At 41.3% G+C, this 14,831-nt stretch carries 18 protein-coding genes, 1 other RNA gene and 1 pseudogene; 10 read left to right on the plus strand and 10 right to left on the minus strand.

The window, feature by feature from the left end:
- The first annotated feature begins 60 nt into the window (after positions 1–60).
- On the plus strand, positions 61–354 hold the full coding sequence (locus KDW03_RS01540) for a hypothetical protein (RefSeq protein ID WP_271435645.1): 294 nt from the start codon (positions 61–63) through the stop codon (positions 352–354).
- Here the strand turns inward: KDW03_RS01540 and KDW03_RS01545 are convergent.
- From KDW03_RS01545 to KDW03_RS01560, 4 genes are all read right to left on the minus strand, one after another.
- Positions 351–2,714, minus strand: coding sequence for a helix-hairpin-helix domain-containing protein (locus KDW03_RS01545; protein ID WP_271435646.1), 2,364 nt, complete (start codon positions 2,712–2,714; stop codon positions 351–353). The two genes, KDW03_RS01540 and KDW03_RS01545, sit on opposite strands and share 4 nt — an antisense overlap.
- A 2-nt stretch (positions 2,715–2,716) precedes the next feature.
- Positions 2,717–4,186, minus strand: coding sequence for a hypothetical protein (locus KDW03_RS01550; RefSeq protein ID WP_271435647.1), 1,470 nt, complete (start codon positions 4,184–4,186; stop codon positions 2,717–2,719).
- A gap of 130 nt (positions 4,187–4,316) precedes the next feature.
- Positions 4,317–4,682, minus strand: a complete 366-nt coding sequence (locus KDW03_RS01555; RefSeq protein ID WP_271435648.1) for a hypothetical protein — start codon at positions 4,680–4,682, stop codon at positions 4,317–4,319.
- A gap of 364 nt (positions 4,683–5,046) precedes the next feature.
- Positions 5,047–5,754, minus strand: coding sequence for an XRE family transcriptional regulator (locus KDW03_RS01560; RefSeq protein ID WP_271435649.1), 708 nt, complete (start codon positions 5,752–5,754; stop codon positions 5,047–5,049).
- Between the two features lie 318 nt (positions 5,755–6,072).
- Here KDW03_RS01560 and KDW03_RS01565 point away from each other — a divergent pair, with 318 nt between their 5' ends.
- The 8 genes from KDW03_RS01565 (at position 6,073) to KDW03_RS01600 (ending at position 10,538) form a co-directional block, all read left to right on the plus strand.
- Positions 6,073–6,210, plus strand: a complete 138-nt coding sequence (locus KDW03_RS01565; protein WP_271435650.1) for a hypothetical protein — start codon at positions 6,073–6,075, stop codon at positions 6,208–6,210.
- 100 nt (positions 6,211–6,310) lie between these two features.
- Positions 6,311–8,146, plus strand: a complete 1,836-nt coding sequence (locus tag KDW03_RS01570; RefSeq protein ID WP_271435651.1) for a transposase — start codon at positions 6,311–6,313, stop codon at positions 8,144–8,146.
- Between the two features lie 12 nt (positions 8,147–8,158).
- Positions 8,159–9,088, plus strand: a complete 930-nt coding sequence (locus tag KDW03_RS01575; RefSeq protein WP_271435652.1) for an AAA family ATPase — start codon at positions 8,159–8,161, stop codon at positions 9,086–9,088.
- 4 nt (positions 9,089–9,092) lie between these two features.
- Entirely contained in the window at positions 9,093–9,281 is a 189-nt protein-coding gene (locus KDW03_RS01580) for a hypothetical protein (protein ID WP_271435653.1), read from the plus strand.
- Positions 9,282–9,289: 8 nt separating this feature from the next.
- Complete coding sequence (locus KDW03_RS01585) at positions 9,290–9,817, plus strand: host-nuclease inhibitor Gam family protein (protein WP_271435654.1); 528 nt, start codon at positions 9,290–9,292, stop codon at positions 9,815–9,817.
- Positions 9,818–9,846: 29 nt separating this feature from the next.
- Positions 9,847–9,915: hammerhead ribozyme type II (locus KDW03_RS01590), an RNA gene on the plus strand.
- Positions 9,913–10,257: a hypothetical protein gene (locus tag KDW03_RS01595; RefSeq protein ID WP_271435655.1), complete on the plus strand. Its 345-nt coding sequence runs from the start codon at positions 9,913–9,915 to the stop codon at positions 10,255–10,257. The genes KDW03_RS01590 and KDW03_RS01595 overlap by 3 nt, the downstream gene beginning before the upstream one ends.
- A 41-nt stretch (positions 10,258–10,298) precedes the next feature.
- Entirely contained in the window at positions 10,299–10,538 is a 240-nt protein-coding gene (locus KDW03_RS01600) for a hypothetical protein (RefSeq protein ID WP_271435656.1), read from the plus strand.
- 21 nt (positions 10,539–10,559) lie between these two features.
- On the opposite strand, the gene KDW03_RS01605 is transcribed toward KDW03_RS01600, so the two are convergent.
- A complete protein-coding gene (locus KDW03_RS01605) occupies positions 10,560–10,724 on the minus strand; it encodes a DUF7210 family protein (protein ID WP_271435657.1) in 165 nt (54 codons plus the stop codon).
- Positions 10,708–11,082: a hypothetical protein gene (locus tag KDW03_RS01610; protein ID WP_271435658.1), complete on the minus strand. Its 375-nt coding sequence runs from the start codon at positions 11,080–11,082 to the stop codon at positions 10,708–10,710. The genes KDW03_RS01605 and KDW03_RS01610 overlap by 17 nt, the downstream gene beginning before the upstream one ends.
- 60 nt (positions 11,083–11,142) lie before the next feature.
- On the opposite strand from KDW03_RS01610, the pseudogene KDW03_RS12490 reads away from it, so the two are divergent.
- Positions 11,143–12,253: pseudogene (locus tag KDW03_RS12490) on the plus strand (IS256 family transposase); the annotation flags it as partial.
- Here the strand turns inward: KDW03_RS12490 and KDW03_RS01635 are convergent.
- The 4 genes from KDW03_RS01635 to KDW03_RS01650 all read right to left on the minus strand — a co-directional run bounded on the left by KDW03_RS01635 (position 12,243) and on the right by KDW03_RS01650 (position 14,826).
- A complete protein-coding gene (locus KDW03_RS01635) occupies positions 12,243–13,757 on the minus strand; it encodes a phage tail tape measure protein (protein ID WP_271435661.1) in 1,515 nt (504 codons plus the stop codon). The pseudogene KDW03_RS12490 and the gene KDW03_RS01635 sit on opposite strands and share 11 nt — an antisense overlap.
- Positions 13,758–13,914: 157 nt before the next feature.
- Positions 13,915–14,061, minus strand: a complete 147-nt coding sequence (locus tag KDW03_RS01640) for a hypothetical protein (RefSeq protein WP_271435662.1) — start codon at positions 14,059–14,061, stop codon at positions 13,915–13,917.
- A gap of 50 nt (positions 14,062–14,111) precedes the next feature.
- On the minus strand, positions 14,112–14,378 hold the full coding sequence (locus KDW03_RS01645) for a hypothetical protein (RefSeq protein WP_271435663.1): 267 nt from the start codon (positions 14,376–14,378) through the stop codon (positions 14,112–14,114).
- Position 14,379: 1 nt separating this feature from the next.
- The gene (locus KDW03_RS01650; protein ID WP_271435664.1) at positions 14,380–14,826 is read right to left on the minus strand and encodes a hypothetical protein; all 447 of its coding nucleotides are present in this window, start codon (positions 14,824–14,826) and stop codon (positions 14,380–14,382) included.
- Between the last annotated feature and the right edge of the window lie 5 nt (positions 14,827–14,831).

Consider the following 14,831-nt stretch of genomic DNA (forward strand, 5'->3'; position numbering starts at 1 on the left):
TTAATAAAATCAGCGATATATATAATAGCAAGGACGCAAAAAAGGTTCAAGGAGGAAAACATGCGTATCGAAGGTTTGGGTTCTCCACCCTATCTCCCGGACAAACAGGCACCAACGCCCCAAGAAAAGCAGGCTATTGAAACCAAGATAGCCGAGGTAAAACAAGAGCTCAAAAATGAAGCACAGGAAAACCTCGAAAAACAGGCGAGAAAACAAGAAGCCGAAAAGCTTTTGCGCATGAACGAGTACTACATTAAAGAACTCTTATTCATCTTTAGTTCAAAAGGAAACGCTGAAACCATTGAAAAACTCGCCAGGCTTCTCAAAAAGCAAAAAGAGATGCTCTCCCGTTAATCCTGAACGTCGAAAACAAAAAAATCCACTACTTCAAGTCTTTCATTATTCAGTACAATACGCCAGATATAGGGTCGGTAGAGTTCAGGAGAAAACGGGGGACTTCCCTGGAAAAAGACCTGTCTCCAGCCACTCTCGTCAACCAACTCATACCACACCCCATTTCTTCCACCATGGATTCCAACGGGAACGGCAACATACACCCCAAATCGTACATTCTCACTCTCACGAAGCCTATAACGTCGAAACGAAAGAAGTTTTTCAGCATAACGATCTAGAGGATGCTCAAAAGCATAAAGCCCTGTCACATCTGCAAAAGAAAGAGGCAAATACTCCACAGGGGTGTAGTAGTGTTTATTTGCTTCCCAGAGAGAAGCTTCATCAAAAAGACTGTCTCCTCTTGACTTCCTCTCTCCCTCGACAATCACAAGTTTGTAGCCATTATCCGGTTGAAGATCATCCAAAAGTCCAAGACGAATCCACTCCTGAAGGCTCTTTTTACCGAGGTGAGGATGTTTGGCTAAAAAATCAAAAAGATCCCTGTAGGGTTGGGCACGCACAATTTCCTCACGAATATGGAAGGGTATACTTGTGAGATGCCGAAACCCTAACCGAACCTTTCCATCCTCAAGTTTGTCCTCCAGGTCACTATGATTTACACACACAGGAAGAATTTCCACATCCCATACCAGCCTCGCGTAGAGAAGGATACGATTCTGCTGGTGAACATGATGAAACTGGTTCAAGCACGCTACCGTAAAAGCCGCAAAATCCTCCTGGAGACCAAGCACAAAAAGTGCAAGAGGATACCAGCGAAGCCATTCTTCCCTTCTTGGCAAAAGATATCTTCCTTCCTCCAAAATGGCATGCCAGTAACGAGAATGTTTCTCTTCTTCTGGCAGGCTCGCCTCCAGAGCACGTTTTTGCTCCACCCATTTGTCATCCTCTTTTCGCAAACTTGTCATAAAATTCCTTGCCTCATCAAGAGAAACAAATCGGGATAAATACATGACAGCATCCTCTTGATAGAGAAAAGGCCCTTTGAGAAATGGCTTCATGCCCCTGGAAAAAAACCGCAAAACCTCTCCAAAATGGTGAAATACGTGTCTTCTACGAAAGCTTACCCCCAACTCCAGCAAAAGAGGATGATCAAGCCATCGAAGTACAAGAGGAAAATGCCATTCTGGTGGTTTTCCCATGGCATACAACTGGCAAAGAATATCCCAGAGCCAGTGAGACTCAAAACGAAGAAACACTACCCCTTCAAAAAATAAAGCATCCCTTGTCGTTTGAATAAGCGGAATACCATCTGCCTCACCTACAAGTGAAAAACCCTCTTTCACAGGAAAAGAAGTCACCAAAAAATTGTACTCTCCCCCTCGAAAAGAAACACACCCTATATGCCCCTCGTAACGTTTCGCCAGCCATGACCGAAGCCGCCCAGAAGTCTGAGAAGAAAAAGCCAGGATAAATCTGCCCCGACGAATCTCAAAAAGAAAAGGTTGTATCTTTTTCTTTTTTCGTTGAATATGACAAAACCACTGGCGTATATCCACAGGAACGCTTTTCACCAAAAAAGGCTCACGATACCACAAAAGCTTTCCAATCACACGCTGTGTCAACTGAGTTAGCCACTTCTCCCCACAGACACTCTTTTGAACATAGGTTTCTTTTTCAAACGACATTCCGGGAAAAGGCATCATCTTTTTCATACTACTCAAAAGATCAGTTACTGCCTCGACAAAATCAAGATGGTTGTGAAAGAGGCTAGCCACATCCTCATAGCTCCACAAAAGATCCTCCCCCCACTTCTGGGGGACAGACGCTACCCCACGTAGAGAAAAAGCAGAAATCACCGAAACCAACCGACGGATTTTTTCTATAGGCTTTTCTTCAGTATACTGACATACAACCCACCAGTTTTTCCCCCACACATTCTCATAGTAGTGAATGCTCTTTTCAACATGATCGTCATCCTCCTCTAACTCCTCACCCACTAACAAAAAAAGCCCCTCCCTGTATTCTTCAAGAACCCTTGGAGGAACCACTCGTTTCTTGTTTCGACAAACCCACCCCACCAATTCATAGAGATTCTGCAATCCTTTTTCATCTCTGGCAAGAAGCAACGCAGGAAAAGCCCTGGTTGTGCCAAGAGCATGAGTAAGAATTTCTACACCATAGATGGGTTTAAGTTGATAGTTGCGAGCTACTAACCCGAGAGAAGCAAAATGCCTGGTAGAATAACGTTCACACAAACAGATAGCCTCCCATCCCCACTCACGGTAAAGAGAGGCTATCTGAGAAAGAGTGCCATACGAAGGCCGGCTTTCAAAAGAAAGAACAAGATGCGTCCAGAGCATCCCTACTCAAGAAGTTCTACCAATTGCCGGGAGGAAGCGTTCACAAACGCCTGGAGTACCTGTTCCTTTTTCTCAGCCGAGGCCGTAATCCTGGTATTGGCAGTTTGAAGTACCTCCTGGCTTTCCACATCCACCATCTGGAGAGAAACCTGATAGGTTCCTACATACCGTCCCACAGACTCATTATAAGAGATTTCTGATGGTACCACACTGACAATCACCACCTGAGCCATGCCTTGACTTTTCAGAACACCAAACACTGAAGGGTTCAGATCCACAAGACTCGTAGCATCCGGCCTCTGAGAAATTCTTTTGACCTTATAACCCTTTTTCAAAATAGCACTTTCCATTTCTGTTTCAAGAGGCTTGAGCGTTTGCCAGGAGCCATCCTGTTGTACAAGACAAAGCACCGTCGTAATCTTCTCTTGTTTTCGCAAGGAAACACTTTTAAAACTCACCTGCACCTGGGATTTTGTCACAGCATCTCGAAGCTGAGTATACAAACCTTTGTAGGCATCACCCAGAGAGAGTAACTCGGGAAAATCTATATCTACGACAGCTATAAGTTTATTTTCAGGAATACTACTTTTCAGGTTCTCAATCTCACAAACAAGTTGCCCTTCCTTCCCGGAAAGCGCCGAACGTGTCCACAGACCTGTATTGCCACGTAACGTAAAGCTTACCGCAAGCCCTTCTGCAGGAATCTCTGTCTCGCCAAGATAAACCACCTGAAAAACAAGCTTACCCCCTTTGTCAGTATCCAACGTTTGGGGTATACTTACAGGCTTAATCCGTATCTTCTGAAGAAGAGAAGTAACAGCCTGAGCATAAACACCTATCTCATCCCGTCTCTCATCGACCTGAGTGGCACTCACTATGGCCTTTTGATACGCCTCGATGGCTTCTCTCACCCGACCAGACCGCGCTGCTTGCTCAGCTTTCCTCAGGTTTTCATCCACCATGGCAAGTTTACGAGCCAGCTCGGAGAGAATACGACTACGCTCAGCCTCCATAGTAGAACGTTTGATTTTTGCCTGAACCCAAACACGGGTATACTTGAGACCATCTTCCACCACGTCTTCCGTATACTGCTGAACAATTTCCACACCTGTCAATCGAGCTACCGAGCGAGTACGTACAGACTGCCGAAACTCCGCTTTAAGACTATCACGCGAGTCCTCGCTAATCATGCCATAACTTCGAATCTCTTTATCGACTTCGGCCTGTTCAAAAATAGTGTTGGCGATTTTTGCCTTGGCATCCGCGAGAGCCTGATCCTTAAGTTTTTCCAGTACGTCGATTCCTTCCGCATACCCCACGGTATAGAAATACTCCTTATCCTGGCTAGAAGAAGTAATCCACGAAGGTTGCTCACTTTTTCGAGCAGGAGAAGAAGTAGTACGAACACTCTGTTCTCCACACGACAACACCACCACGACTGCCGCAATCCAAAAGATTTTCCCTACTTTCATAGCCAACTCCTACAATATTTTTTCTTTAATACTATACCACCATTTTTCAGGAAAATCAATAAAAATACAAAAAAAGTCTGTCAAATAAATTAAAATGTCACCTTTTTATTGAAATAGAAATGTCACTTTTTTATGCCGAAACTCTACGACCATAATCATCTATTTCAAAAAAGTTCAATTCGATATTTTTCTTAAAAATATGTATACTTCCATCAAGCCAGGTTTTTAAGATAACATTGTCCCCGGGTTTTATGGCTATAGGTTGTTTCTTTTCAATCTGGTATATTCTTTTAGAAAACTTTATTGTATAATCTCTATAGACTTTGCACTCGGCCGTATAACAAACATAGTTCCTTAAGTCCTGATCAGGCATTAATGCAATATGAAAATCTTCATCCGACAGAGGTTTTTTACTAAATTTTCGGTTATTCTTTTCCCAGTAATATTCTTTCAAAAAACAATTGGCACTGTTGTTATTTATCACATAGTTTGGCATATTTAGCAGACAAAATGACGTAAGCCATCTATCGAAAGGACATAAAAATACACCAAAAACACACAAAAAATAAACCAACTTTTTATTTTGGAGTATTGGGAAATAGCTTGGAACAAACTTGGATTTTATTTACTTATCATTGTTGAAAATAGCCTTTCAAATGGTGAAAACAGAGGAAAAAAGACTAACCAACTGCGAAGACAAAATTCAAAATTTAAACACCCATCATAGAGGGTATTCAAAAACGTTTAAGTGATGTTTTTTCAGAGAGATAGAAAACAATCAAAAAACGAAACCAAAACGCCCTTTAAAACAAAAAAATTATTTGCAAAAAGTGTGCCAAAAAACAGATTAACCAACTCAATTAACGGCTTGGATGGATATGCAGAATTACTCTTCCGATGATAGAGAAGTGTTCGTGCATCTTCTCCTGGTGAATCTCCTCAGGAGAGTAATTGGGATTGTCTGACTTTATCACCAGGGTGTTTTGAGCCAGGCGGAACTCCAGCCGTTTAACAAACAGCTGACCACCTCTATTCAGGACATAGATACCATTCGTATCGATGACCCCTTCCACAACGACAATCCAGTCCCCCTCATGGAGCGTAGGGTACATAGAATCCCCCTTTACCTGCAAGACCTTACACCGTTCAGGAGCATAAGGCAAAAGCAACCGCCTCTCGATAGCGAACTCGTCGATAACCGTCACCTCAAAGTTTTCAATCCCATAGCCTGCAGACACCCTCGCATCCAAGACACCTAGATAGACCGTTTCCCCTCCCTTGTGCGGGATGACTCTATTTTTAGCGTCAAAAATCGTATAACCGCCGTTAGGAGTTGTAAGAGGAGAGAGAAACATATCCCCCTCGCCGGTGAAAAGCCAATTAGGGTCAACCGAAAGCTTTTCTGCAATAAGAAATATCATAGCTGCTGGTAAACCTTCACCATTTTCATAATTAACAATAGTTCTGCCTGATACCCCAATCATTTGTCCAAGTTTTTCTCTGGAAATATTTTTTTTTGTTCTTACTGCTTTTATTCTTTCACCTATTTCAATTGCTTTTAGATACATACAAGCCTCCGAAAATTTTTTTGAAAAATTTTTCCCTTATACTAAAGTCGTTGGGAAAAATTTTTCATAGTAGTATATCGGCAAACCCCAAAACCCCTTAAGGGGCAGTGGTTGAACTAAGTAGTACACTTCGTTTGGTAGTATAAATAAAACCCCTTAAGTTGGGGGTAGACCCCGCCGGGTAAAAAAAGCCTGGGTAGCAAACTACTCCATCGGGGTCAAACAAGCAGATGCCGGGGTCGCCTTGGGAGGGGGCTCCGGCTGTATTTATTGTAAAAGAAAAATTTGTTTTCCTCAAATTTTGAGGGAGGAGGACAAATGAAAGTTTTTACTCTCCTGAGAGAAGCGATTGAAGGGCTGTTTATTCTGGTTGAAAAGATGGAATTATGGTTCATGAGGAGGAAAAAACCAAGCGCCAAGGTTATCAAGGAGATAAGGAGATATTACAGCCGTTAGGCCTATCCTCCTTGTCCATTTCCATGGCATTCCCGCCGGCTGAAAACCGGCGGGGAAAATAAAGCAGTGGAAAAACCTCGAAAGGAGGAGTTATTGAGTTATGGACACAGTAACACTGAGAGATCTCTCGCTCGTCTGGGGGATAACTACAGAAGGTGTCAGAAAGAGGCTCAAAAAGTTTGACATAAAGATTTTTGATATAAATGGTCGTGGTCGAGGGGGCATAGTCAAGGTTGTTCAATTTACCGACCTTGATCATCAGACCCAGAGAGAGATTCTAACATTTAAACAGCAGGACAACCCCGTTTTTATTTCTAACTTAACCGACTTCCAGAGACGGGAGGCAACGAAAAGATACAAACTACTATCATACATACAGGAGCAAGGTATAGGACATACGCAGATTGATCGAATCGAGTATATTCTCAGAAATATTGAGCAAATAGACATTAAACTGGCGCAGGAGTTCAAGCGCCTGCCATCTGTTCGAACGGTTGAGAGGTGGTTTGAACTGTATCGGCGAGGAGGCTATGAAGCCCTGGCACCCCGCTGGGGCAAGAGACTCGGCCAGACAAAACTCAGCGAAGAAGAAAAGAAGCTTTTTACCAATGAATATTTACAGCCCAACGGGCCGACAATTCGAACGCTGTGGATGAGATATTTCCTCTACTGCAAGAAAAACAACATCGCCACCGCTAATGTGAGAGACAACTGGACGACTCTCACATTCAGCGATGGCCGTACCTTGTCGTATTTTGCAGTGTATAGATATCTCCACCGTATACCATATCCTGCACTCGTGGCAGAACGAGAGGGTATAAATGCCTTTGAACGCAAATGTGTACCCACAGCACGTCGAGACTACGAAAGCATCAGTGCCAACGAGGTGTGGGAGTCAGATGGACATACAGCAAATACATTTGTGATCAATGATGTCTTTGAAGAGAGACGAGGCGAGATAGTACGTCCACACATCGTATTCTGGAAAGATGTCAAGGCAAGAAAACTTATGGGTTTTGCTGTTGACGTAACAGAAAACACCACGATGATTTGGGACGCACTTGCCATATCGATAAAAAATAACGACGGCTATCTCCCTGAACACATACTGATAGACAACGGCAAAGCCTACAAAAACAAACAAAGTCTTGGCATTAACGAAGCCTTTGAGGGCTTGTATGCGAGATTGGGTGTAGATAAGCATTTTGCAATTCCTTACAATCCCAACGCCAAGCCCATAGAGTCGTTCTGGCGAACATTTGACAACTACTTTTCTCGCACATTACCCGGCTACACAGGCAAAGACAACAAGAATGTACCGGACATCACACGAGAACAGAGAAAAGAAGGCAAACTCCTCAAGTTATCTGAGTATATCGAGATGCTTGAAAAGTTCGTTATCATGTTCAATGATATGCCGCACACAGGACATGGCATGTCAGGCAAGAGTCCGAACGAAATCTTTGCAGAAGACATGGTTGCTTCAAGACGGCTCACAGAGGAAGATATTGCTGTTATTTTCCTCAAGAGGAAAGAAGCAAAAGTCTTCAGAGACGGGATCCGCTTCATGGGGTATTACTACACCGACAACGAGGGCAAATGGGCAGAATATCAGGGCAAAAAGGTCATCATTGCCTACAATCCGACGGATTTCAGATCTCTCTATGTTCTCGACAAAAGAGGACGAGCACTCTTCAAAGCCACCCGAGTTGAGATGGCAAACTTTATGTTTGACGAAGTGAACTCAGAGGAAGAATACAGAAGACTCAACCGAGAGAAGAAAAAAGTGCGAGAATACCGCAAGAAGATAGCAGAGATTACAGGCAGACGTCTCGGCAAAACCATTGACACCATAGCCGTCAAAGACCAGGACAGCATCAAAAGCATAGAAAATACATCTGTAAAATTGCCATGGGATAAGACAAATATCCATTAAAGGAGGATAGATATGACGGTATTTGAAGAAAACGAACTCACCAAGTTTCGGCAAGAAGTTCAGAATTTCTTAGCCGAAGCAAAACGACGAGATCCGACGATGTCTCAGGCGAGACTCGCACGGATGAGTGATGTATCTCCTGCGACCCTGTCGGCGGTACTTACTGGCAAATATGCCGGCAACATAGCTGATGTAACAAAAAAAATTTTGTCGGTAATTGAGAGGGAGAAGGATAAACAATCCAATGAAATTAAAAAAGTTCATTTTGTTGAGACATCGATATTTCATCAGATGTGCACGGCGATGAATATTGCGCAGCTCGATAGTCAGATCATTGTGTTTACTGGGGATGCAGGGATAGGCAAGACTGAAAGCATCAGAGTTTATCTGGAAGAAAATCCCAGTTCAATACTTATTGAAGCCGATCCCTGCTATGGAGTAATGTCTGTTTTAGAAGAGATAGCGGATGCGCTTGGATTTGAAGCCAAAGGGAGAAAAGACAAAATCGAGAGGGAGATTATTCGTCGTCTCAAGGGTTCTAATAGGCTCATAATAGTAGATGAGTCGGAATATCTGCCATCAAAAGCGCTCGACATCCTACGCCGCATCCATGACAAGGCGGGTATTCCTTTGGTGCTTGTTGGTATGCCTCGTCTGGTGAAAAACATCATCGGGACAGGTGACAAATACCGACAGATCTCATCGAGGATGTACCATATTCGTCTTCCTGGTATTAATGTAGAGGATGTGAGGCTTATAAGTGAGACAGTAATAGATGACGTTTCAGAAGAGATGGTAAAACTTCTGTTCACGCTGTGCAAAGCAAATGCGCGGCTCCTTTCAAAAATCCTCCACATGGCACAACGAATCGCAATCTACAACCAGATGGCGATTAATACAGCTATACTTAAGAAAGCATCCGAACAACTCATGGAGGCATAAGAGCATGAACAAAGACATAAAAGTTCTTAATCAAGATTTTGAGAACTTTTCTCAAGTACTGGAGGAGATTTTGTATGGGCAGAAGAGAGCAGAGAAAGAGTCTCTGGGCCAGATTTTTCAGGCGAAAAACTATGCCAAAAAACTTGCAGATGAGCTCGATGAATTGTATAGCAAAGAACTAGAAGAAAAATAGGAGGAAATATGGCAAGAGAAAAGATCAGAAGAGAAATCATCCCTCTTCAGACGATAGAAGATGTTGACAATCTTTTGCTGAAGATAGCGAGGAGACAGATAGAGATTGAAAGAATCAATGCCGATGCCGAGGAAAAGATTTTAGCAATCAAAGAAGAAGCTAAGGCTAGAAGCGAAAAGATTCTCGAAGAGATAACCCAGATGGCAGATAGTATCTTTGCCTACTCTGAACTGAACAAGATTAAGATTTTCACAGATGACAAAAAGACAATCGAGCTCCAGTGGGGAATGTTCGGGTATAGAAAGTCGACCAAAATTAGTACAAGCAAGGTTACTCTACAACTTTTGAAAGAGCTAGGATTTACAGAAGCTATTAGGATTAAGGAAACGGTCAACAAAGAAGAAATGCGAAACTGGGACGATGCGAAACTTGCCGCTGTTAAGGCCAAAAAAGTGATAGAAGACACTTTCTGGTATGAGGTCAATAAGGAAAAAGTACTCGAAATCGAAATGAAAAAAAGGGTCGTCAATACTTAGGTTGGTTGGAGGGCGGAGGGGGGGGGAAAAGCCGAAACCCCTGCGTCTTGCAGGGGTCTGTGGGAGATAGCCTACCCACACTGAAGAGGCAGGCCATGTTAGATAGAAAAGCTTATGCCAGGATCCATATTTTGCTTAAGGAGTGCAAGATCTCTGAAGAAGAGTACAGAACAATACTCAGAGACAATTTCGAAGTGGAGAGTTCGCGACAGCTCAACTTCAACCAATACGATAGGCTCATCTCTCTACTCCTTCAAAAAAGGTTTTCAATGCTCCAAAAAGAGTATTTAAACGATATGTTAAAGCGAATGGAAATACGGTTTCCTGAGGCTTATATCTCAAAAATCCTGCATAAGGAAATCCGTCGGATAGATGACATGACCCGAGAGGAGATTGGCAAGGTTCTGAGAATCCTGAGTAAAAGGATGGGGAGAAAATAGTGAGATGTCCTGAATTTCTGGAGATCTGTCGGGATGTGGGGATGACATGGGAGCAGATATATAAATTATCCTGGCGCTGTGGTGGAAGTTATCTTTACGTACCAAAGTTCCCCGAGAGGATTGAACGTTACAAAAACATTATTGCCGAGTTTAAAAGGGAGATGCAAGTTGTAGGACGGGGCAAAGCTTTGCTGTATATCTCAAGAAGGAAAAAAATATCTATTAAAACCCTGAAAAGACTGCTAAATAATTCTCAAGAGATTATGGAAGGTTTTAAATAAAATAGGCGGACAAAAGTCCGCCTATTCTTTTTTTTGCTCTTTTTCTATTTTTTGCTCTTTTTCTAATTTTGTGAGAACTCCTAAATTTATTAAGTTTTTTGCCTCTTTTTGAGACATTTCAATTTCTTCCCCTGGATTATAGACTTCCCCGTTATAGCTTACTTTTATGTTAGTTGTATACTTCATATAATTCTCCTGCATTCAGGATTAAATAGCCAGCTACATCAGAAAGAAGTGCAACACCAGTCATATCCCTGACAAGTATGACATCACTTGTGGCGAGTTCATCTCGTACCTTTTCCACAATTGGGTAGCGGTCATTTCTAATTGTATATCCAAAAGAAGGCTCGTCAATAGTTTGTGGATTCTCTGGAACATATGCAAGTATGGCATGATTTCCCCAGATGTCTTTCATTTGTGTACCATCGTAGTATACACTCTCGCCAACAATAACCTTTTTGATGTCCAAAATCTGCAGTGTATACTTAATTGTGTCTGGTAGGAAAAAGATAACCTCCTGTGATAATATAAATAAAACTATCACAGGAGGCCAGATATGATTGAGACGAAGAATATTTTAGAGCTATTCAAACCAATTGTCAAGGAAGTATTAGAGAGTATGTTAAAAGAGGAAAGAGAGATTTACCTGGAAAACAATCCTCCCACAAAAGGCAATGGCTTTTACGAAAGGGATTTAAAGACAGCTTTTGGCGAGCTTACAGCCATACGTGTTCCAAGAACAAGGGATAATGGATTTAAAAGTGCCCTTCTTCCCTATCGCAAACGCATCACAGAAGACTTAGATGCATTAATCAGGGCTATGTTGATATCAGGAATGTCAACAAGGAAGATAGCAGAAGTTTTAAAAGAGCTTTATGAAATAAAGATTTCTTATGCTAACATCTCAAGGATAAGCCAGGTAGGCATAGAAGAGATTCAGAAGTGGCGTAGTCGCCCTCTCATGGAAGAATATGCCGTGGTATTTCTGGATGCTATGGTGTTTCCTATCAAGAGATAGGGTAGAAAATGAATCAATATATGTAGCTATAGGCATTACACCTGAGGGAAGACGGGAGATTTTAGGATACCACTGCCCAGGAGGCATGGAAAGTGCTTATAACTGGCGGGAAATTTTGCAGATATAAGAGAAAGAGGTGTCAAACAGATTCATTTTATTGTCTCTGATGGCTTAAGTGGTATGAAAACGTCATAACAGAGATATATCCCCACGCAAAGTATCAGCCCTGTGTAGTCCATGTCATGAGAAACATACTGGCTAAAGTGAGAGTTCAACACAGAAATATCATTGCCACTGAAATAAAAGAGGTATTTCATGCCAAAGACAAACAGGAGGCAGAACAATTGTTTATGAAATTTACACAAAATGGAAAAATATCTATCCCAACTTAATGAATAACCTCTTGACAATAAGAGAGAATATATTCACTTACATGGAATTACCTGAAGGAATACGAAGCATGGTGTATACAAACAATGCCCTGGAAAGACTCTTTAAAGAACTTAAAAGGAGATTAAAAACAATGGAAATGTGTCAAAGCGAGGCTTCAGCTGAGAAATATCTTTACCTGTTATTAAGATACCAAAATGAGAAGTTCTTAAAAAGAAAGTTAAAAAATTGGGAGTATTACTTTCAACTCTATCGTGAGCAACACTCATACACCAAAGAAAATATTCACAGCGAGGTTATCCTATGACTAGACACAATTTTCTTGACACAATGTAAATAGCAGCTCCAACTGCTATAATTCCAGCTACAATTAAAAATATTGGATTAGCTAATAAAGAAGCTGTAAAAGCTTTTACTCCTGTTGTGAGGAGTGCAAATCCTTTTACACCAAAAGCACTGGCTATTGTCATGGCTTGTTGAGCTCTATTCCATGCTTGAGTTATTCCAATTAAAGCAAGGATTTTCCCAATAAAAATTTTTATGTATTCTGAATAATATGCAAACTCTTTTATAAACATTGCTCCCATCCCAGTTTTAGTAATAGTTGTAACTGTTGCAAGAATACCTATAACCGTAGCCAGTCCCATAATTCCACCAATTAACATTGCAATTGTGCCAGAAATAGCTGGATGTTTTGACACAAAAGAACTTACACTTGCCAAAATAGGATTTATAATATCAAGGAGCTTACTTAACGCCCCAACAAAATGTGTCCCTATTGAAGCAGATAATAGTTTTATGTTATTACCAAAAATTTTTGATTTTATAGCAAAAACATCTTCCATTGCTTTTTGAGCGCTTTCGAGTTTTCCTGTGGCATTTGCTACTTGCTTGTAGCTTTCTTTGAGTTTATCAAGCTGTCCTAATAACAGAGCAATACCCCGTGAAGCCTCCTGACCAAAAGCCTTATTAAGAGCGTCCTGCATTTCAATAGCCGACATACCCTCTGTAGCCTTTTTGATGTTTTCCAGTGTCCCGATAAAATCAAGTCCACCTTCCGCATTCTGAACAAGAGCAAAGCCTAAAGACTCACTTGCTTTGGTCATTTGTGTCACAGCATTGGCAAAGGATGTGCCAGCCATAGACCCTTGCAAGCCCACACTGTTGAGCATACCCACAACGGTGTTCATTTGCTCAAACGAAATTTTTGCCGCAAGGGCTGAAGCTGACGCATATTTTAACCCCTCTGTGAGCTGCCCGAGGTTAGTAATCTGAAAGGTATTCTGAGTAACGGCAAGCACATCCCCGAGCCTTCCCATCTCTCCTGCTACATCCCTTGTGTTGTCGCCAAAATTATTATAAGCAAGTGCAAGGAGATTTGCGGCTTCGTTGTTGTCCCCCATTGTTGCCGTCGCAAGAGCTAATGCTTTTCGTGTCCCCTCTATTGCCTGTATATCGTTTAATCCTGCTGAGCTCATCTGATAACTTGCAGAAAGAAACTCTTCAATAGACTGACTATGCACTGCCGACCACTGAGTAGCTGCAGATTTCATTGCTTCAATCGATTTATTTAGTCCACCCATTGTTGATGTTACAACAGTTCTAAGTGGTGCTGTAGCGGAGTCAATACTTGAGGCAGTATCAACCATTTTCTTTGTTAAAAGAGCAAAAGCACCACCGACAGCAAAAGCCCCAAGCTGAAGATTTTTTAATCTATCAATCTGTAAATTTGTAGCAGATGTTATTTTCCTTATCGTTGAAGTTGCCTGGTCAATCGCCTTAAAAACTATAAATGCCTGTAAAGGGGACATTTTCTCCTCTCACTTGTCACTTGATTTTTTTTGTTTTTGCTGTTATACTTTTTTCTATGACTATCAAGGACATTTTTCTTCTTTTCTCCTTGTGGTGTGGATTTTTTTCGCTTTTTGCTTTCATCTTTATAACCATAATAAGGCTTTTTAAGAGATTTTAAACTTTTTCTCCAAAAGCCTTAACTATTGCTTTTGCTAAAACATCAATCTGTCTTTTTTCAATCCACACTGCCTCAGCAAAGCTTTCAATCAGTTCCTGTGTCGAGAGTTTTTCTATATCTCTTTTTGTATAGAATCTTGCCATTGCTTCCATGAGGCGAATTGGATTTTTTTCAATCCTCTCAACCTCCTTTTCTATTTTTCTGCTATCAAAAAATTTTCGTTAAATCCCACCTCTTCAAAAACCTTGTTAAAAATTGCCGGTAAAGCTCCGGGCTTTCTCTCTAAAAATTCCGAAAGCGATTTTTTGTCTTCACAAAGGTTCAACACAGCTGTCTCCATTATTGTTGAGATATTCCCCTGCTTTGTTGCAAAATCATCAAAGAGTTTTTTTACTTCTGCTTTTGTCGGTCTTCTAAACTTAAATTCAATTTCTCGGTTTGTTATTTTTATGAAATCCATATTACTCTCCTTCACTTGCACTTACAGAGTCATGTTTAATATCCTCTAAAATAACAAAATCAAGTTCAACTTCCATTTTCTTGTCGCCTTGAGAAGCTTTATTGCTCTTCTTTGTCCACTTACATCCTATTAGCTTTACAGAATGTAGTGGCTCAAACTCATTTGCAAAAACAAGCACAATATTAAATGGAGAGGCATTAAAAATTCCGTTTTTTGTCAAAAGATTTAGCTGTGAATATGCCTCAAGTGTTATAGTCATCTTTCCTTCAGCTTTCCAATTGCCCGTGCCAAAGCCAATAGGCTTGTTACCTGCACCATAGATAGGTTCAACTTCCTGTTCCTCATTCCAATCAATTGATCCAACGCCAATTATACCTGTCGGGACACTTCCAGGATATATAATTGTTAAATCAGCCCAATCATACATTTTGCCGTTTATTGTTATCATTTTAT

Origin of the sequence: Thermospira aquatica (assembly GCF_023525255.1) — a bacterium.
GTDB lineage: Bacteria > Spirochaetota > Brevinematia > Brevinematales > Thermospiraceae > Thermospira > Thermospira aquatica.